This is a genomic window from Mycobacterium sp. 4858 (assembly GCF_900240975.1).
Lineage (GTDB): Bacteria > Actinomycetota > Actinomycetes > Mycobacteriales > Mycobacteriaceae > Mycobacterium.
This window is the reverse complement of the sequence record NZ_LT968776.1, coordinates 2,017,446-2,035,180: the sequence shown is the minus strand read 5'-3', so window position 1 is coordinate 2,035,180 and position 17,735 is coordinate 2,017,446. Positions and strand designations below refer to the sequence as shown.

Below are 17,735 nucleotides of genomic sequence, written 5' to 3'. Positions count from 1 at the left end.
CCCCAGGTGTTGGCGACCAGGTGGATGCCGTATGGAGCGGGCGCCCGGCACAGCCGTTCAAGCGTCGCTCAAGGCGTCGCCGAACTCTCGGACGACGCGATCGTGCTGGCTCTCCGCCAGCGCCTGGCCGGCCCCCAGCACCAAAGCCATGGGCCAGTCGAGGATTTGGAACGCCGCCAGCGCGGCCAGCCCGCCATAGAACGCGAGGTGATCGGCGTGCGGAACTCGCACCCGCCCGATGATCGGGATGTTGAGGCGCGGGCGTTCCGTTTTGCGGGTTCGTTCCGAAGGGCGCCTGCGCGTCTGGGTGCCCCCGTTGTCCGCTTCGCCGCGCGTCCGTGACTGGTGCGCGTCGGATTCAACCGTCTGGCTTCTGCGTTCAGGCATCCCGTTCCCTCCGTGCGGTTCGCAGTTCACGCAGGGCTTCCCCCGAAAGGCCGCACCGAAACCAACCTCGGGCGTGCGCCGGGCCGAGCCGTCGGTGTCGTCGGCGTGCGGGCGGCTGCTGTGAAACCCCATGGTGTGCGGCGACATTGGGTACGAAGTGACCTTTCCCCGGAGCGACGCCGCTGTCCCATCCGCGACTACCCCCGCGGTGCTCGGGCAAACGGGGTGGGCCGGATGGTGGGGCGGCGCGGCAACGGCGCTATGGTTACCACCCGGAGTCAAGGAGGAACGTCAATGCGCACCTTCGAATCAGTGGCCGACCTCGCCGCCGCCACCGGCGAGACGATCGGGCACAGCGACTGGGTGACGATCACCCAGCAAGACGTCAACCTGTTCGCCGACGCGACCGGCGATCACCAATGGATCCACGTCGACCCCGAACGCGCGGCCGCGGGTCCGTTCGGTGGGACGATCGCCCACGGATTCATGACCCTGGCGCTGCTGCCCCGCCTGCAGCACCAGATCTACACCGTCAACGGCATCAAGCTCGCAATCAACTACGGCCTCAACAAGGTTCGCTTTCCCGCGCCCGTACCGGTCGGTTCGAGGGTGCGCGCGCAGACGTCGCTGGTCAGCGTCGACGACCTCGGCAACGGCGCCGTGCAGGCGACCATGTCGACCACCGTCGAGATCGAAGGCTCGGCCAAGCCGGCCTGCGTGGTCGAGAGCATCGTCCGCTACATCACCTGACCCAGGCGGCCGTCGCGAGACTTAAGCCACGGCGATGCATGGCGGCGTGTCGTGTGCGTGGTTTAAGTGTCGCCGAAACGAGCCCTCGGGTCAGAACTCCGCGACGGAATGCTCGAGACGCTCGGCCAGGCGCGCCTGCGCCTCCGCGCGGCGGGTGGGGATGTGCGCGGACGGGAATAGCGTTGTCACGGGATGGTATTCGCGCAAGGTGCGGCGGGCCACCGTCATCTTGTGCAGTTCGGTGGCGCCGTCGGCTATCCCCAGCGACTCGGCGGCCACCATCATCTTGACGAACGGCATCTCGTCGGAGACGCCGAGCGCGCCGTGCAGGTGCATGGCCCGCTGCACGACGTCGTGCAGCACCTGGGGCATGGCGACCTTGACCGCCGCGATGTCGCGGCGCACCTTCTGGTAGTCGTGGTGCTTGTCGATCAGCCACGCGGTGCGCAGCACCAGCAGCCGGAACTGCTCGATCTGGATCCAGCTGTCGGCGATCTTCTCCTGGGTCATCTGAAAGTCCGACAACCGCCCGTGCCGCGTCTTACGGGAGACGGCGCGCTCGCACATCATGTCAAAAGCGCTGCGCGCCAGGGCGATCGTGCGCATCGCGTGGTGGATACGGCCGCCGCCGAGCCGGGTCTGCGCGATCATGAACGCCTGGCCCTCGCCGCCCAGTACGTGGTCGGCCGGGACGCGGACGTCGGTGTAGCGCACATAGCCGTGACTCGCGCGCTTCGACGATTCGGCTCCCACGCCGACATTGCGGACGATCTCGATGCCCGGCGTCTCGGCGGGAACGATGAACAGCGACATCTTGTCGTAGGTGCGCGACTCGGGATTGGTCACGGCCATCACGATGAAGAACGAGGCGTGCTTGGCGTTGGTGGAGAACCACTTCTCGCCGTTGATCACCCAGTCCCCATTTCCCGAGGCGTCCCGGGTCGCGGCAGTCACGAACTGGCCGGGGTCGGAGCCGCCCTGCGGTTCGGTCATCGAATAGCACGAGGTGATCTCGCCGTCGAGCAGCGGTTGCAGGTAGCGGGCCTTCTGTTCGTCGGTGCCGAACATGGCCAGAATCTCGGCGTTGCCCGAATCCGGCGCCTGGCAGCCGAACACCGACGGCGCCCAGCGGGAACGGCCGAGGATCTCGTTGAGCAGCGCGAGCTTGACCTGGCCGAAACCCTGGCCGCCTAGCTCGGGGCGCAGGTGCGCGGCCCACAACCCCTGATCCTTCACCTGCTGCTGCAACGGCCGCAGTATCGCCATCATCTCGGCGTTCTTCTTGTCGTACGGGTCGAGGGCGACCAGATCGAGCGGCTCGAGTTCGTCGACCATGAACTTCTCGACCCAGTCGAGCTTCGCCTGATAGTCCGGATCCGTTTCGAAATCCCACACGGTGGCCACCCGTTCCCCGGCGCAGCGTCGCACCGGCTTCGTCGATGAAGGCCACCCCATCGTAGATGGCGGCAGCGGCGGATCAGCCGTCGCCGCGGGTGTCGATGACGCGCTGGGCGATGTCGACGAGCTTGACCTGACTCTCCTGAGACAGCCGGCGCAGCAGGTCGAACGCGCGCAGTTCGTCGACGCCGTAGCGCTCCATGATGATGCCCTTGGCCTGGCCGATGCGGTCCCGCGTCGACAGGGCCGACTGCAGCTGCTGCCCGTGCCGCCCGGCGATGATCGCCGACGCGGCATGCGCGGCGAAGACCGCCCCGATGGTCTCGGCTTCGGTGTCCCAGGGGTCGGCCCGGAAGCTGAACAGGTTCAGCGCGCCGGCCGTGCGCTCAGCGGTGTACAGCTTGAACGAGAGACTGCTCAGCACACCGCGTTCCACGGCCGCCGGCGCGTATTGGGGCCAGCGTGGTTCGTCGCGGAGGTCGTCGGTGCGCACGATCGTCTGTTCCAGGGCGGCGTCGTGGCAGGGGCCCTCACCGAAGTCGTGCTGCAACTTGTCGAGCTGCGCAACCAAGCTGTCGGTGTCCGCGACCGATTCGAACTCCTCGCCGCCCTTGATCAGCAGCACCCCGGCGATGTCCGCCGCGGGTATCAGCTCCACCGCGGCGGTGGTCACGTCGGCGAGAACGTGGCCCAGCGAACGCGGCGCGGCGATGTCGCGGGCGAGTTCGGCCATGCGCACGGCCAGTTGGTGGGTCGACGTCGGGTCTGCAGACTCCATGAAACCGGATTCTCCACGATCGCCCGGGCGCGTAAGCCTCCGGTGCCGATCATCGGTTGCTGTCGTTGCGTATGCCGGCGGCTGGCCGCCACCGCCGGGACGGATACCCGGGCCCGCGGCCTTGAAACCGGTCGACGGGTCATCGGCCCGCGGCGGTGATGTTCGCCTACGCCCGGCTGTGGTGCCAGATGCCTTGCGACGGTGTGAATATCGGGAACGCGGTATCGCCCGCGGGTGCTCAATGCAACTTCGGCAATACGTTGGTGCGGTAGAACTCGATCGCCGTGAGCGGATTCCCTTGGGGGAAATGGAGAAACGGCACGGCGCCGGCGTCGACGATCGCTTGCACCGCCTTGATGTGCGGCGCGGGGTCGGTGCCGACGGTCCAGTTGGCCAGCACCTTGTCGAGGGGATTGACCTGTGCGGCGCGCTGGATCTCCTCAGGGTTGGGCTGGTCGACCGCGCCGGCGGTGAAGCGCCACAGGCCGGCGGCGGCGCTCGCCTCGGCGTTGTCGCCGACGACCGCGAACAACTCGGCGCGCTTGCCGAGGGCGCCGGGGTCGCGGCCGGCGGCGCGCGCACCCGAGTCGAATGCGGTCAGCAGCGTGGGATTCGTGACATCCCGGGCCTGCCCGATCCATCCGTCACCGTATTGGCCGGCCATTGTGGCGCTCTTGGGGCCGCTGGCCGCCACGAAGATCGGCGGCGGCGCCGAAGGCGTGTCGTAGAGCTTCAACGAATTCGTCTGAAAATAGCGCCCGGCGAACGAGGTTCGTGATCCGCTCCACAACTGGCGGATCAGGGTGATCGCCTCGACCAGCCGGTCGTGGCGCTCGGTGTACTTGCCGAACGCGTTGGTGGTCGCCTGTTCGTTCAGCCGTTCCCCGGTTCCCACCCCCAGGAAGACGCGTCCGGGATACAGAACCGCCAGCGAGGCGAACGCCTGCGCCACGACGGCCGGGTGATACCGGTAGGTGGGGCAGGTGACCCCCGTGCCGAAGGAGATGCGGCTGGTGGCGTTCCCCACCAGCGCCAGGGTCAGCCAAGGGAACATCGAGTGGCCCTCGTTGTCCTGCCACGGCTGGATATGGTCGCTGGCCCAGACATGCGCAAAGCCGGCCTGTTCGGCCGCCTGGGCTTGCGCCACCAGTTGGTCGGTGCGGAACTGCTCATGGGAGAGCACCAGACCGACCGCCTTGGCCGCGGGCGGCGGCGGTGCCGCGGGCGCGGCGTGGTCGGCGTCCGGTCGCCCGCAGCCGGCGGAAAGTCCGGCGGTGCCGAGCACGCCCGCACCCGCGGCCATCCGTCCGAAGTCGCGACGCGAGACGCCGGTCACCGGACTAACGTACCCAACGCCGGGCCGCTCACACCCCTGATGCGGCGGTCGGTCACCCGCTAGCCTGACTCGGGTGAGTCCCCAGACCCGCCCGGCGCGCAAGGCCGATCTCCGTGAGCTGTCACGCACGCTCGGCCGGGCCTTCTACGACGACCCCGTGACCACCTGGCTGCTGCCCGATCCCCGGGCGCGGGCCGCGCACCTGCACCGGTTGTTCGCGACGATGACACGCCATCACCACCTGGGGTGCGGCGGCGTCGAGGTGGCCTGTGACGGCCCGGGCATCGGCGCGGCCGCGCTGTGGGATCCGCCCAACCAGTGGCGGGAGACACGCATGGGGGAACTCGCGATGATCCCGACTTTTCTGCGGGTGGTCGGCCTGCGTTCGGGTAAGGCGCGCGGCCTGCAGGAACTGATGAAGAGCACGCATCCCGAAGAGCCGCACTGGTATCTCGCCGTGATCGGGAGCGACCCCTCGGTCCGCGGGCGGGGCTTCGGTCGGGCGCTGATGCGGTCGCGGCTGGACCGCTGCGACGCCGAGTACTGTCCCGCCTATCTCGAGTCGAGTAAGCCCGAAAACGTGCCGTACTACGAACGTTTCGGTTTCACGGTGACCCGCGAGATCGTCGTGCCCGACGGCGGCCCGACCATGTGGGCGATGTGGCGGACGCCGCGCTAGCGGTCACCGGCGTTTAGCCCCCCAACCCGGCGGGCAACCGTTCCCGCATGAGCGATAACCCGCAAGCCGACGAGCTGGTGGACCCGGCCGACTTCCCCGAGGAGGGCGGACCCGGTGACACCCTGAACGCGAGCGAAGGCACCGACTCCGACGAGGTCCACAACGACGACGGCGACATCGTCGTCGACCCGCCCGAGGGCTGGAGCGAAGCGAACCGGTTCGGCATGACCGCACGGGAAGCGCGCGAGGGTGCGTCCCTGGATGCCCGGCTCGCCGAAGAGGAGCCCGACGTCACCGCCGAAGGTGTGGCGGGCGCGACCCTCGACGGCCCGGCCGGACGCGCGCATCGCGGCCAGATCGACGGGGCACCCGAGGATGGCCAGTCGCTCTACGAGGTCGTCGACGAGAACGGGGCGCCGGACTTCACACAGACCACCGAGTAAGACGACCAGTGTTCGACTGTTCACTCCCGGTGGGGTGCACGGACGCCCGCTAGGGCTAGGGGCTGCTCTTCCAGCCGGCGATGCCGATCGCGATCATCCGCAGCTGCTTGACGGCGATCCGCCGGATGTCTTCCAGCGCCTCGGTGCTCTGCGCGTCCTCGATGGCCTCCGCGATGACGATCATCGCGTTGACGAACAGGGTCGCCAGCACGTTGAGATCCTCGGTGCTCCACTCGTGCAACCGCGGAAAACGCGCCAGGTCGGTCGCCAGCTCGGACGTGATCAACCGGATCTCGGTGCGGATGGCATAGCGCAGCACGCTCAGCCCGCTGTTGCGTTCGCGTGCGATGAATCGCCAATGTTCCCGCCGCTGCGCGACACTGGCCACCAGGATCTCGACGGACGACTCGATCACCCGATTCGGGTCGAGCTTGCCGGCGCGCGCGTCTCGCAGCGTGTCGCGCAGGCTCCGGAACGACTCGTCGATCAGGACCAGCCCAAGGGCCTCCATCGACTCGAAGTGACGGTAGAACGCCGCCGGGACGATGCCGACCTCACGGGTCACCTCACGCAGGCTCAGGCTGGAGAAGCTGCGGTCCTGCAACAGCTTGAGAGCCGCGGCGATGATGGCGCGACGGGTCGCCTCCTTGCGCTCCTCGCGCGACCGGCTTTCGCGCACACGCTCGCGACCAGAACCGCGCACCCGTGAGGTAGGAGTACGGCTGTTCACTATGTGAACCCTACCACAGAGCGGCAGTAAACCCTTGACTGACCGGGTGGTACGGCCCCACGGTGTACATATGTTCACTCAAACCGCTCAGACTTCTGGCCGGGCCCTCGCTCGCACGTTTCGGAAGCGCGTCTTGGGTTCAGACCTTCTCGACCTGCTCACCGGCCCGCACGGCGTCGACCGGTACACCGAGCTGGTGGCGCCGACCTGGACGCTGGGGGAGGCCCGCGCCAAGGTGACCGGCGTTCGTCGCAACACCGCTCGCAGCGTCACGCTCGTCCTCGCCCCGAACGAGCGCTTCACGTCCGCCTGGACGGTCCAGGCCGGCCAGTACGTCAACCTCACCGTCGAGATCGACGGCCGCCGGCACACCCGCTGCTATTCGCCGGCCAACGCCGAGGGCGCGAGCCGGCTGGAGCTGACGGTCGGCCGGCACGACGCCGGGCTCGTCTCGACCTACCTGTACGAGCACGCCCACCCCGGCATGGTGGTCGGTTTGGCGGGTGTCGGCGGCGACTTCACGCTGCCCAAGGACAGGCCGCGGCGAATCCTCTTCGTTTCCGGCGGAAGCGGCATCACGCCGGTGATGGCGATGCTGCGCACCCTGGTCGCCGAGGGCCACGCGGGCGAGATCGCGTTCGTCCACTACGCCCACACCGCGGCCGAGGCATGCTACCGCGACGAACTCGCCACGCTGCCCGGCGTCCGGGTGCTACACGGCTACACCCGATCGGGCGGCGGTGACCTTGCCGGCCGGTTCGATGCCGCACACCTGGCCGCCGCGATGCCATCCCCGGACGCGGTGTTCGTCTGCGGGCCGGCGCCTTTGGTCGACGCCGTCCGCAAGCACTGCGACAACGTCCGCACCGAGAGCTTCGTGCCGCCGTCATTCGATGCACCGGCGGATCCCTCGGGCGGGCGGGTCAGCTTCTCCGACAGCGGCGTCGATGTCGTCGACGACGGACGCTCGCTGCTGGACCAGGCGGAGTCGGCGGGCCTGACACCGGAAAACGGCTGCCGGATGGGCATCTGCCACACCTGCACCCGACGGAAGACCACCGGAACGGTGCGCAACCTGATCACCGGCGCGGTCTCGACCGGTCCCGACGAGGACGTGCAGATCTGTGTGTCGGTCCCCGTCGGCGACGTCGAGCTGTCGCTGTAGTGACAAGCCACCCAATTCCTTGGAGGAAAAGCCATGACACAGAACAAGATCACCCTCACCCCCGAGCAGGCCGACGCATTCGGCCGCGAGCTGGACGCCATCAGGGAGCGCGTGATGGCTGACCTGGGCGCGCAGGACGCCGACTACATCCGCCGCGTCATCAAGGCGCAGCGCGCGCTGGAAGTCGGCGGCCGCGCGTTGCTGTTCCTTCCGCCCGCCTGGCTGCTGGGCACGACCATGCTCGGATTGTCGAAGATCCTCGACAACATGGAAATCGGCCACAACATCATGCACGGTCAGTACGACTGGATGCGCGACCCGAACATCTCCGGCCGCTCCTTCGAGTGGGACACCGCATGCCCGGCCGATCAGTGGCGCCACTCCCACAACTACATGCACCACACTCACACCAACATCGTGGGAATGGACCGCGACATCGGCTACGGCATCCTGCGGATGAGCGAAGACCAGCCCTGGCAGCCGTACTTCCTGGGTAACCCCGTCTACGCCTTCCTGCTGATGGTGCTGTTTCAGTACGGCGTCGCGCTGCACGAACTGGAGACCGAGCGCATCCGCTCCGGCGAAATCGAGCTCGCCGACAAACGCGAGGTGCTGCGCGCGATCTGGAAGAAGACGCGCCGGCAAACCCTCAAGGACTACGTGGCGTTCCCGTTGCTGGCCGGCCCGTTCGCACCCTTCGTCTTCGCGGGCAATCTCTCGGCGAATCTGATGCGCAACGTGTGGTCGTACATGATCATCTTCTGTGGCCACTTCCCCGACGGCACCCAGGAATTCACCGTCGAGGAGACCAAGGACGAGTCCCGCGGCATGTGGTACTTCCGCCAGGTGCTCGGCTCGGCGAACCTCACCGGCGGCAAGCTCTTTCACCTGCTCTCCGGCAACCTGTCCCACCAGATCGAGCACCACCTGTTCCCGGACATGCCGGCGCGCCGCTACGCCGAGGTCGCGCCCGAGGTGCAAGCGATCTGCGAGCGCTACGGCATCCCCTACAACCGCGGCCCGCTGCTGCGCCAGTTCGGCACCGTCGTCCGCAAGATCGTCCGGCTGACGTTCCCGGACTCGGTGCTGCGCAACGCCACGAACGACCGATCGGCCGACCCGGCGCCCGCCGCCGCCTGACGGCGGGCCGCGTCCCCCGCGCCGTGGGCCTTGCGCGCGGGGGACAATGGGCGACGTGGAATGGACCGGCGCGCGCTATGCGGACAAACCGACGGTGGAAGCATCGACGTGGATCGACGCGGACCCCGCCCGCGTGTGGAGCCTGGTTTCCGACATCAAGCTGATGCCGACGCTGAGTAATGAGCTGCAAGCCGTGGAGTGGGCCGAGGGTGCCGACGCCCCGCGCGTGGGTGCCTGCTTCATCGGACACAACGAACACGAGGCCTTCGGGCAATGGAGCTCCAGCTCGCAGATCGTCGCGTGCCACGAGCCCCGCGAATTCGCCTGGGCCGTCGGCGATCCCACCAACCCCGCGGCGACGTGGCGGTTCCGGCTGACCCCCCGCGACGGCGGCACGGCGCTGAGCTACTGGATGCAGATGGGTCCGGGACGTTCGGGGCTGTCGGTGGCCATCGAATCGATGCCCGACAAGGAGCAGAAGATCGTGTTCGTTCGGATGCGCGAGTTCGAGGCCGCGATGGGCAAGACACTGGCGGCGATCAAGAGGCTGGCCGAGCACGGGGTGCGCTGATGCGCACCGCGACGACGGTCGAGTTGTCCACCGCCGGTCGTGACACCGCGACCTTCGTCGTCGAGGCGGAGAAGCTGGGCCTCGACGTGTGCTGGGTGGCCGAGGCCTGGGGCTCCGACGCGCCGTCGGCGCTGGGCTACCTGGCGGCGCGAACCGAGCGGATCCTGCTCGGGTCGGGCGTTCTGCAAGTCGGCGTTCGTTCGCCCGTCATGGTCGCCCAGACGGCGATCACCCTGTCCAACCTGTCGGGCGGGCGTTTCCTGCTCGGACTGGGCGCCTCCGGCCCGCAGGTGATCGAGGGCCTGCACGGCGTGTCGTTCGGCCGGCCCCTGGCCCGCATCGCCGAGACCGTCGAGATCGTGCGGCAGGTATTCAGCGGGGGGAGAATCTCCTACTCCGGCAAGCAATTTCACATTCCGCTACCCGGTGGTGAGGGCGTGCCGATGCGATTGTCGACCCGGCCCGAGCATCCCATCCCCATCTACCTCGCCGCGCTGTCACCGGCGATGCTGCGGTTGACCGGGCGGATCGCCGACGGCTGGCTGGGCACCAGCTTCGTCCCCGAGGGCGCGGGCGAAGCCTACTTCTCGCACTTGGACGAGGGCTTAGCCGCCGCCGGCCGCACGCGCTCCGACGTGGACATCTGCCAGGGCGCCGAGGTCGCCTTCGCCGCCGGGGAGGACGAACTGCGCGGGATGGTCGCCGGCCGCAAGAAGGGGTTGGCCTTCAGCCTCGGCGGGATGGGGTCCGCGAGCACGAACTACTACAACCGGGCCTACAGCCGGCAGGGCTGGGCCGACATCGCCGCCGAGGCCCGTGAGCGCTGGCAGCGGGGCGATCGCGACGGCGCGGCCGCCCTGATCACCGACGAGATGGTGCTGGCCACGACGCTGATCGGCACCGAGGAGATGGTGCGCGCCCGGCTTGCGGTGTGGCGGGACGCCGGCGTGAACACGGTGCGGCTGTATCCGGCCGGCGACACACTGGAGGCCAAGCTGCGCACCCTGGGCCGGGCCATCGAGCTGGTTTCGGCGGTCGGCTGATCTCGAGTGTGGGGGCTACGGACGGAATCAACGCGGTTCACGTACGTAGGCCACACACTCGGCGGGTTAGGTGGTGGCGGTCGGTGCCTGCGCGGCCTTCATCAGCTTCACCTGGGGCCGCGCCGGCACCCCGTCGGCCAGGAACCACCGGAAGGCGAGGTTCCCGCGCGGGTAGCCCAGCGTGGTCAGCGAATTCGGGTGACCGGTCAGTGCGCGGGACAACACGATGGTCACCGAGCCGTCGCTGTTGACCGCGGCGCTGTGGCCGTTGATCGAGCAGCGGACATCGGGGCCCTCGGCGGCGCCGAAGGTGGCCATGAACTGGTTCCACACCACCAGGTTCCAGAACCGGCAGGCGGGCGGCCGGTGCGTGATCACCAGCGCTTCGTCGTCGTCGAGCACGAAGCTGCCGTACGAGTAGCAGGCGTCGCGCGCCGACCACCCGAAGTTGGCGTCGGGGACTTGGTACGGGTCGGCGAATTCATTTGCGGCGTAAGCGGTTTCGTGTCCCAGAGCGTGCGTCTCGTCGACGCGCGTCCCGACCGCCAGCGGCACGATCGCGAACATGGTGCGCAACCAGGTCGACACCGCGCGCAGGCCCGCCGCGGTCTCGGCGTCGCCGTGCCGGATGGGGTCCGGCGCCTCGAGCGCCTCGATCCGCCACGTGACGGGGCGCCCGGTCAGCGGGTCGGCCTGGTAGTCGCGGGTCATCAGCACGGCGGCGTCCGGCGTGGGGCCGAGTTCGAAGGAGAAGTTGCCGTCGGCGTCTACGTCCAGATCGCTGTCGCGGACGATCGCGACCACCCGGTCGGACCACGCGCCCGGCGACGGCTCGTTGTAGGCGGTCACCGAAAAGTACACGCTGTCACCCGTGTTGCCGCTGATGCGGTAGCGGCGCTGCGGATCGACGGGGCAGAGGTGGTAGTAGGCGTCGGTGTTGTCGCCGCCCCAGCGCCGGTCGCGGCGGAACGGCGTGTTCACGGCGAAGAACTGGGGCCGGCTCGGCTCGGTGAACAGGTAGGCGTCGAAGGCCACGCCGAGCGTGCTGGCGAGCATGCGGTAGCCGTCCGCGACGTGCCGCTCGTCGGTGACCGCCCGGTCGCCCTCCATAAAGGACCGGTCCAGGGCGCCGAGGGTGCCCAGCAGCTCCTGCCACGCGGCCGTCGTTTCGTGCGTCATGCGCGGATTCCCTTCAGAAGCAAGGTGGTAGTGCGATCGACCCACGTATCGTCGAGCTCGGCGACGCGGGTCAACAGGCCCATGAGCGTGATGCCGGCGATGGCCTCGGTCAGTTCGGCGGCGGTCACGTCGGGCCGGACCTCGCCGCGGCCCGCGGTCCGCTCGAGTAACTCGGCGAGACCCCCGCCGATGACGCCGGCGAACCGCTCCAGCAGCGCCGCATGCAGGGAAGGGTCGGCGGCCATCTCGGCCACCAGCCCCGGCAAGGCCGCCCGGGCGGCCGGCGTCGTCAGGAAAGTCATTGAGCGACGGACCATTTCGCGAAGGTCCTCGGGCAGTGACCCGGTATCGGGCAGCTCGGTGGCGGCGCCGATGGGGAACACCGCCTCGTGGACGAGGTGCGCCTTGCTCGGCCAGCGCCGGTAGATCGCGGGCTTGCTGGTGCCGGCGCGTTCGGCGATCGCGGACACCAGCAGCCCGGCGTAGCCGGTCTCGGCGAGCAGTTCCACGGTGGCGCTCAGCACCGCGCCGTCGATGCGTGGGTCACGGGGCCGGCCAAAATCCACTACCATTACGAAACCGAGAGTAACATAAGTCGCCGTGACCGACGCCGTTCTCCTTGACGACCTCGCCCGGCCCCGCTTCAGCCCCGAGGCGCAACAAATCCTCGACATGATGGCCTCGCTCGCGCCGGACTGCCCGCTGGATGCCGACGCGCTACGCGCGCGGGCCGCCGCCGACACCGGCCTGGACGACTTCGGTCCGTCGGACTATCGGGAGCGACTCGAGGCCTACCTCGCCGCGCTGCGCGACATCGAAGGGGTGCACGGGGCCGGGGTCGTGAACTTCTACGGGCAGCTGCTGCAACTGCTCAAGAACCGGCTGCTGCTCACCGACCTGCTGCGGCGGCATCCCGAGATCGACGACATCGAGCTGCAGCCGCCGGTGGTGATCGCGGGGCTGCCCCGCACCGGCACCACCCACCTGCACAACATGCTGGCCGTCCCGCCCACGTTCCGCAGCATGCCGTATTGGGAAAGCGTCGAACCGTTCCCGCTGCCGGCCGAGGCCGGGATCGAGCCGGACCCGCGGCGCGCGCGGATGGACGTCGCGATCGGCGTGATCAACACCGTGATGCCCCACTTCCCGCTGATGCACGAGATGACCACCGAGCACGTCCACGAAGAGATCCAGCTGCTCGCCAACGACTTTTCGACCATGCTCTTCGAGACGCTGGCCCACGTGCCGCGCTGGCGTGACTACTACCGGGCCCACGACCAGACGCCGCACTACGAATACCTCGCCCGGCAACTCAAAGCCATGCAGTTCCTGCGGGGCGGGCGGCGCTGGCTGCTCAAGTCGCCCCAGCATCTCGAGCAGGTGCCGGTGCTGAGGCGTGTCTTCCCCGGCGGCATCGTCGTGTTCACGCACCGCGATCCGGTGCCGGTGGCGCTGTCGATGATCGCGATGATCACCTACTCCGCGCGCATGCACCGAACGCCCGTGCCGGTGGCCGAGATCGCGGCCTCGTGGATCGACCGCCTGGACGACATGCTCTCCGCGCTCGTTCGCGACCGCGACACCATCGGCCCGGACCGCTCGATCGACATCCGTTTCGACGACTTCATGGCCGACGAGCTCGGTGTGGCCGAGCGGGTGTACGCCCTGGCCGGTGAGCCGTTCACCGACGAGGCCCGAACCGCGATCGACGCCTACCTGGCCGGCCATCGCCGCGGCCGGCTGGGCAATGTCGCGACGTCCTGCGAGATGTTCGGATTGGACGAGGCCGACTTGCGTGACCGGTTCGCGCCCTATGTCGAGCGGTTTCTGGCCTAACCCGCGGCAGCCCGCTAGCTTCTTTTGGCATGGTGACCATGCCCGCGCTGGACGGTGTCGAACACAGGTATGTGGATCTGGGAAGCGGGGTGACGATCCACGTCGCGGACGCGGGTCCGGCCGACGGGCCGGCGGTGATGCTGGTGCACGGCTTCCCCCAGAACTGGTGGGAATGGCACAACCTGATCGGGCCGCTCGCCGCCGACGGCTACCGGGTGCTGTGCCCCGACCTGCGCGGCGCCGGCTGGAGTTCGGCGCCGCGCTCGAGCTATACCAAGGCCGAGATGGCCGACGATCTGGCGGCCGTCCTGGATCGCTTGAACGTGAAGACGGTCAAGCTCGTCGCGCACGACTGGGGCGGGCCGGTGGCCTTCATCATGATGCTGCGCCACCCGGAAAGGGTGACCGGCTTCTTCGGGGTGAACACCGTCGCGCCCTGGGTGAAGCGGGGGCTGTCGACGGTCCGCAACGTCTGGCGGTTCTGGTACCAGATCCCGATTTCGTTGCCGGTCGTCGGCCCGCGGGTGATCAGCACTCCCAACTCACGCTTCGTCCGCCTGCTGGGATCCTGGGTCGGCGGCGGCTTCACGCTGCCCGACGACGACGTCGCCATGTACCTCGAGTGCATGCGCCAGCCCGGCCATGCCGAAGCCGGTTCGCGGTGGTACCGCAGCTTCCAGACCGGCGAGATGCTGCGCTGGATGCGCGGCGAGTACGACGACGCTCGCGTCGAGGTACCCGTTCGCTGGCTGACCGGCACCGAAGACCCGGTCATCACGCCCGACCTGACCGACGGATATGCCAACCACATCAGCGATTTCAAGGTGGAGCTGGTCGACGGCGTCGGCCACTGGATCGTCGACCAGCGCCCGGAGCTGGTGCTGGACCGGGTCAGGGCTTTCCTGCGCGGCGAAGGTTGAGCGTCCGCGCGCTCAGGGCCGCACCAGGATCCGGATGGGGTCGCCCTCCTGCCGCTCGAGCATCTCGATGCCGTGCGCCACGTCTTCCAGGGCGACGATCCGGCTGATCGACCGTGAAAGGTCAAGGCGCCCGGCCGAAACCAGCTTCGCCAGGGTTTCGATGTCGACGTTCTGATAGCCCAGGTGGCCCAGCACCTGCTTGCGGGTCAGACCGAACAGCGCGGTCGGTCCCACGGTCGGCGCCTCGGCGCTCATCCCGACGCCCACCAGCCGGCCGCCCGAGGTGAGGCAATCGAGGGCCTGCTCGAACGTCGCCTTCAGGCCGACGGCGTCGAAGGCCACGTCCAGCAGGCGGCCGCCGGTGACGTCCGCGATCTTGTCCCGCAGCCCGTCTTCGCGGGAGTCGAACGCGTAGTCCGCGCCTACGGCCAGTGCCCGCTCCAACACGGCGGGGTTGATGTCGACGGCGACGATCGGCACGGCGCCCACCAACCGCGCGAGCTGGACGATGTGCGTGCCGAGGCCGCCGACGCCCCAGACGCCGACCGACTCGCCGACCGCCACCTTGCCCGTGCGGACGACGGCGCCGAACGGCGTGGACACCGCGTCGGCCAGGATCGCGGCCTGCTCCAGCGGCACGTTGTCGGGCACCCGGGTCAGGCCCGCCGCCTGCGCCACCGTGTACTCGGCCCACGCCCCGTCGTAGGCGAAGGCCATCAACTGGATACGCAGGCAATTGACCACGTCGCCGCGCCGGCAGTTCGCGCAGCGTTGGCAGGGCCGGCCGGCGGCGACCACGACGCGGTCCCCCTCGGCCCAGCCGGCCACCTCCGGGCCCAGTTTGGCGATGGTGCCCGAGGCTTCGTGTCCCTGGGTCACCACGGGTTGCTGCGCCGGGAAGGTGCCGTTGATCAGGCTCAGGTCGGAGTGGCAGATGCCGCAGAAGGCGACCTTGACCAAGACCTCACCGGGGCCGGGCTCGGGTATTGGAACATCTTCGAGCGCAACCCTTTTGGTGTCGGCGTAGAAGCGCTCGGCGCGCATCGTCGTTGCCATGGGCTAGTCGACGCCGATGGTGACTTCCGTGGACTTGATGAACACGGTCGCCGGTTGGCCGACCTTGAGTCCGAGATCGATCGCGGCGTCCTTGGTCACCGACGACGTGACGACCTGATCGCCGCCGTCGAGCTTGACCTTCACGATCGCCATCACGGTGCCGAGGTCAACCTCGGTGATCGTCCCTTTGAGCTGGTTTCGGGTGGACAGCCGCATCGTGAGTCCTCCGTCTGGTTGAGGGGTCTGCGAGTGACTTTAGTGTCGCGGGCCGAGCAGGGCTATGGAGGCGTCTACGGCCGGCTCGACGATTCCCCGCACCGGGTTTCCGTCTTCGACGGCGAGGGCGGTCAATTCGCGCAGACCGCCCAGCAGGATGACCGCCAGCGGGGCGGTCAGCGGGGGCAGCTCGGCCCGCCGGAAGCCGGGGCTGGCACTGAGGTCGATCAGCAGGCTGGACAGCAGCCGCAGCCCGCGCCGCTGCACCGGGCGGGCGGCGGCGCCGAGGGACGGGAGCTCCCGGATCCAGCTCAGCGTGAGGGCGGGCCGCGACTCGATGTGACCGACGTAGGCCTCAACGGCCTGACGAATCTGCTGATGCCAGTCGGCCTCGGGATCGACCGCCGCCGCGATGCACTCGCCCAGCTTTTCGACGTCGGAACCCAGCAGCTCCAGGAAGCACTCCTCCTTGCTCGCGAACTGGTCGTAGAAGGTGCGCTTGGACGTCCGCGCGTGACGGACGACGTCGGCGACGGTGCTGGCCCGGTAGCCGCGCTCGGCGATCGAGGTGGCCAGGCCGTCGAGCAACCGGACCCGGAACGGGTCGCCGAGAACCGCGACCGTTGCCGTCGTCGGTGATGTCACGGCCGGCGCCCCCTTTCGATGGGTGCGGCACCCTTGTCAGGCTGTGGTACCACAGAGTACCGTATCCCCGAAAGGTCTGGTACACCACGGTACCACCCCCGGTGCCCGGGGTGAACAGGGGAGCAGCCCACCATGAGTGAAGTCGTCACCGCCCCGCCGGCCGCTGCCGCCGTCAGGTTGCCCCCGGCGACCCGGTTGCCGAAGTTGTTGCAGGGCCTGGGTTTTGCGGTGTCGCGGCGGGCGATGATTCAGCGGCTGGCGCGCCGGTACGGCGACGTCTTCACGCTGAAGCTGCCGATCTACGGCCCGGTCGTGGTGGTCGCCGACCCGCAATTGGCCAAGCAGATCTTCACCACCAGCCCGGACGAACTCGGCAACATCCAGCCCAACCTGAGCCGGTTGTTCGGCTCCGGCTCCGTGTTCGCGCTCGACGGGGAGGACCATCGCCGCCGGCGGCGGCTGCTGGCGCCGCCATTCCACGGCAAGAGCATGAAGAAGTACGAGGCGATCATCGAGGAAGAGACGCTGCGGGAGACCGCGGGCTGGCCGGAGGGCGAGGCGTTCGCGACGCTGCCGTCGATGATGCGTATCACCCTGAATGCCATCCTGCGCGCCGTGTTCGGGGCCGAGGGCGCCGAACTCGACGAGCTGCGCCGGCTCATCCCGCCGTGGGTCACGCTGGGTTCGCGAATGGCCACCATGCCCAAGCCGAAACGCAGTTACGGCCGCTACACCCCGTGGGGACGGCTCGACGAATGGCGGCGCCAGTACGACCTCGTCATCGACAGGCTGATCGAAGCCGAGCGGGCCGACCCGAACTTCGAGGAACGCACCGACGTGCTCGCCCTGATGCTGCGCAGCACCTACGACGACGGTTCGGTGATGTCGCGCAAGGACATCGGCGACGAACTGCTCACGCTGCTGGCCGCCGGTCACGAGACCACGGCCTCCACGCTGGCCTGGGCGTTCGAGCGGCTGACGCGCCACCCCGACGTGCTGGCGGCGCTGGTCGAGGAGGCCGACGGCGACGGTCAGGAGTTGCGTCAGGCGACCATCCTGGAAGTGCAGCGGTCCCGCACGGTCATCGATTTCGCCGCCCGGCGCGTCTACCCGCCGCGCTATCAGCTCGGGGAGTGGGTCATTCCGCGCGGCGAATCACTGTTGGTGAGCATCGCGCAAATCCACGAGAACCCCGACGTGTTCCCGAATCCGGAACGCTTCGATCCGCAGCGGTACATCGGGACCAAGCCGTCCGCGTTCGCGTGGATTCCGTTCGGCGGTGGCACCCGTCGCTGTGTGGGCGCCGCGTTCGCGAACATGGAGATGGACGTCGTGCTGCGAACGGTATTGCGGCACTTCACCATCGAGACCACGACGGCGCCGGGGGAGCGGTGGCACGGCCGGGGGGTCGCCTACACGCCCAAGGACGGCGGCCGGGTCGTGGTACACCGGCGCTGAGCTGC

The 17,735-nt window shown here is 68.7% G+C and carries 20 protein-coding genes; 10 read left to right on the top strand and 10 right to left on the bottom strand.

The window, feature by feature from the left end; all coding sequences use genetic code 11:
• Window positions 1-57: 57 nt before the first annotated feature.
• Window positions 58-387 carry a hypothetical protein gene (locus C1737_RS18115; RefSeq protein WP_068096331.1) on the bottom strand — a complete coding sequence of 110 codons (330 nt, stop codon included), beginning with the start codon at window positions 385-387 and terminating at the stop codon, window positions 58-60.
• A 294-nt stretch (window positions 388-681) separates the two neighbouring features.
• On the opposite strand from C1737_RS18115, the gene C1737_RS18110 reads away from it, so the two are divergent.
• A complete protein-coding gene (locus C1737_RS18110) occupies window positions 682-1,137 on the top strand; it encodes a MaoC family dehydratase (protein WP_102419095.1) in 456 nt (151 codons plus the stop codon).
• Window positions 1,138-1,227: 90 nt separating this feature from the next.
• Here the strand turns inward: C1737_RS18110 and C1737_RS18105 are convergent, their stop codons facing one another.
• The 3 genes from C1737_RS18105 to C1737_RS18095 all read right to left on the bottom strand — a co-directional run bounded on the left by C1737_RS18105 (window position 1,228) and on the right by C1737_RS18095 (window position 4,649).
• A complete protein-coding gene (locus C1737_RS18105; RefSeq protein ID WP_199182872.1) occupies window positions 1,228-2,532 on the bottom strand; it encodes an acyl-CoA dehydrogenase family protein in 1,305 nt (434 codons plus the stop codon).
• 82 nt (window positions 2,533-2,614) lie between these two features.
• The gene (locus C1737_RS18100) at window positions 2,615-3,313 is read right to left on the bottom strand and encodes a GAF and ANTAR domain-containing protein (RefSeq protein ID WP_102419093.1); all 699 of its coding nucleotides are present in this window, start codon (window positions 3,311-3,313) and stop codon (window positions 2,615-2,617) included.
• 238 nt (window positions 3,314-3,551) lie between these two features.
• Window positions 3,552-4,649: a F420-dependent hydroxymycolic acid dehydrogenase gene (locus tag C1737_RS18095; protein ID WP_102419092.1), complete on the bottom strand. Its 1,098-nt coding sequence runs from the start codon at window positions 4,647-4,649 to the stop codon at window positions 3,552-3,554.
• A gap of 73 nt (window positions 4,650-4,722) precedes the next feature.
• Here C1737_RS18095 and C1737_RS18090 point away from each other — a divergent pair, with 73 nt between their 5' ends.
• Window positions 4,723-5,328 carry a GNAT family N-acetyltransferase gene (locus C1737_RS18090; protein ID WP_102419091.1) on the top strand — a complete coding sequence of 202 codons (606 nt, stop codon included), beginning with the start codon at window positions 4,723-4,725 and terminating at the stop codon, window positions 5,326-5,328.
• Between the two features lie 47 nt (window positions 5,329-5,375).
• The gene (locus C1737_RS18085; RefSeq protein WP_102419090.1) at window positions 5,376-5,771 is read left to right on the top strand and encodes a hypothetical protein; all 396 of its coding nucleotides are present in this window, start codon (window positions 5,376-5,378) and stop codon (window positions 5,769-5,771) included.
• A 55-nt stretch (window positions 5,772-5,826) separates the two neighbouring features.
• On the opposite strand, the gene C1737_RS18080 is transcribed toward C1737_RS18085, so the two are convergent.
• Window positions 5,827-6,474 carry a TetR family transcriptional regulator gene (locus tag C1737_RS18080; protein ID WP_197509211.1) on the bottom strand — a complete coding sequence of 216 codons (648 nt, stop codon included), beginning with the start codon at window positions 6,472-6,474 and terminating at the stop codon, window positions 5,827-5,829.
• 97 nt (window positions 6,475-6,571) lie between these two features.
• Here C1737_RS18080 and C1737_RS18075 point away from each other — a divergent pair, with 97 nt between their 5' ends.
• Genes C1737_RS18075 through C1737_RS18060 form a run of 4 tightly spaced genes read left to right on the top strand, consistent with a single transcriptional unit; the run spans window position 6,572 to window position 10,420 of the window.
• Window positions 6,572-7,666, top strand: coding sequence for a ferredoxin reductase (locus C1737_RS18075; RefSeq protein ID WP_102419089.1), 1,095 nt, complete (start codon window positions 6,572-6,574; stop codon window positions 7,664-7,666).
• Window positions 7,667-7,699: 33 nt separating this feature from the next.
• Window positions 7,700-8,806 (top strand): acyl-CoA desaturase, encoded by a 1,107-nt coding sequence (locus tag C1737_RS18070; protein ID WP_102419088.1) that lies wholly within the window; start codon window positions 7,700-7,702, stop codon window positions 8,804-8,806.
• A 46-nt stretch (window positions 8,807-8,852) separates the two neighbouring features.
• A complete protein-coding gene (locus C1737_RS18065) occupies window positions 8,853-9,377 on the top strand; it encodes an SRPBCC family protein (RefSeq protein WP_199182871.1) in 525 nt (174 codons plus the stop codon).
• The gene (locus C1737_RS18060) at window positions 9,377-10,420 is read left to right on the top strand and encodes an LLM class flavin-dependent oxidoreductase (protein WP_068096285.1); all 1,044 of its coding nucleotides are present in this window, start codon (window positions 9,377-9,379) and stop codon (window positions 10,418-10,420) included. Before C1737_RS18065 ends, C1737_RS18060 begins: the two co-directional genes overlap by 1 nt.
• A 66-nt stretch (window positions 10,421-10,486) precedes the next feature.
• Here the strand turns inward: C1737_RS18060 and C1737_RS18055 are convergent, their stop codons facing one another.
• Together C1737_RS18055 and C1737_RS18050 are read right to left on the bottom strand one after the other, a co-directional pair.
• Entirely contained in the window at window positions 10,487-11,599 is a 1,113-nt protein-coding gene (locus tag C1737_RS18055; RefSeq protein WP_102419087.1) for a DUF1214 domain-containing protein, read from the bottom strand.
• Window positions 11,596-12,171 carry a TetR/AcrR family transcriptional regulator gene (locus tag C1737_RS18050; protein ID WP_102419086.1) on the bottom strand — a complete coding sequence of 192 codons (576 nt, stop codon included), beginning with the start codon at window positions 12,169-12,171 and terminating at the stop codon, window positions 11,596-11,598. The genes C1737_RS18055 and C1737_RS18050 overlap by 4 nt, the downstream gene beginning before the upstream one ends.
• Window positions 12,172-12,199: 28 nt before the next feature.
• Between C1737_RS18050 and C1737_RS18045 the strand changes: the two genes are divergently transcribed.
• Both C1737_RS18045 and C1737_RS18040 read left to right on the top strand, forming a co-directional pair.
• On the top strand, window positions 12,200-13,435 hold the full coding sequence (locus tag C1737_RS18045; RefSeq protein ID WP_102419085.1) for a sulfotransferase: 1,236 nt from the start codon (window positions 12,200-12,202) through the stop codon (window positions 13,433-13,435).
• 29 nt (window positions 13,436-13,464) lie between these two features.
• Window positions 13,465-14,355, top strand: a complete 891-nt coding sequence (locus tag C1737_RS18040) for an alpha/beta fold hydrolase (protein WP_102419084.1) — start codon at window positions 13,465-13,467, stop codon at window positions 14,353-14,355.
• Between the two features lie 12 nt (window positions 14,356-14,367).
• On the opposite strand, the gene C1737_RS18035 is transcribed toward C1737_RS18040, so the two are convergent.
• From C1737_RS18035 to C1737_RS18025, 3 genes are read right to left on the bottom strand one after another with little or no spacing between them, the layout of a single operon-like run.
• Window positions 14,368-15,411 (bottom strand): zinc-binding dehydrogenase, encoded by a 1,044-nt coding sequence (locus C1737_RS18035; protein ID WP_102419083.1) that lies wholly within the window; start codon window positions 15,409-15,411, stop codon window positions 14,368-14,370.
• 3 nt (window positions 15,412-15,414) lie between these two features.
• Window positions 15,415-15,627, bottom strand: coding sequence for a molybdopterin-binding protein (locus C1737_RS18030; protein ID WP_067923119.1), 213 nt, complete (start codon window positions 15,625-15,627; stop codon window positions 15,415-15,417).
• A gap of 39 nt (window positions 15,628-15,666) precedes the next feature.
• Window positions 15,667-16,272: a TetR/AcrR family transcriptional regulator gene (locus C1737_RS18025; protein WP_102419082.1), complete on the bottom strand. Its 606-nt coding sequence runs from the start codon at window positions 16,270-16,272 to the stop codon at window positions 15,667-15,669.
• Between the two features lie 132 nt (window positions 16,273-16,404).
• Here C1737_RS18025 and C1737_RS18020 point away from each other — a divergent pair, with 132 nt between their 5' ends.
• Window positions 16,405-17,730: a cytochrome P450 gene (locus C1737_RS18020; RefSeq protein WP_102419081.1), complete on the top strand. Its 1,326-nt coding sequence runs from the start codon at window positions 16,405-16,407 to the stop codon at window positions 17,728-17,730.
• Window positions 17,731-17,735: the final 5 nt, after the last annotated feature.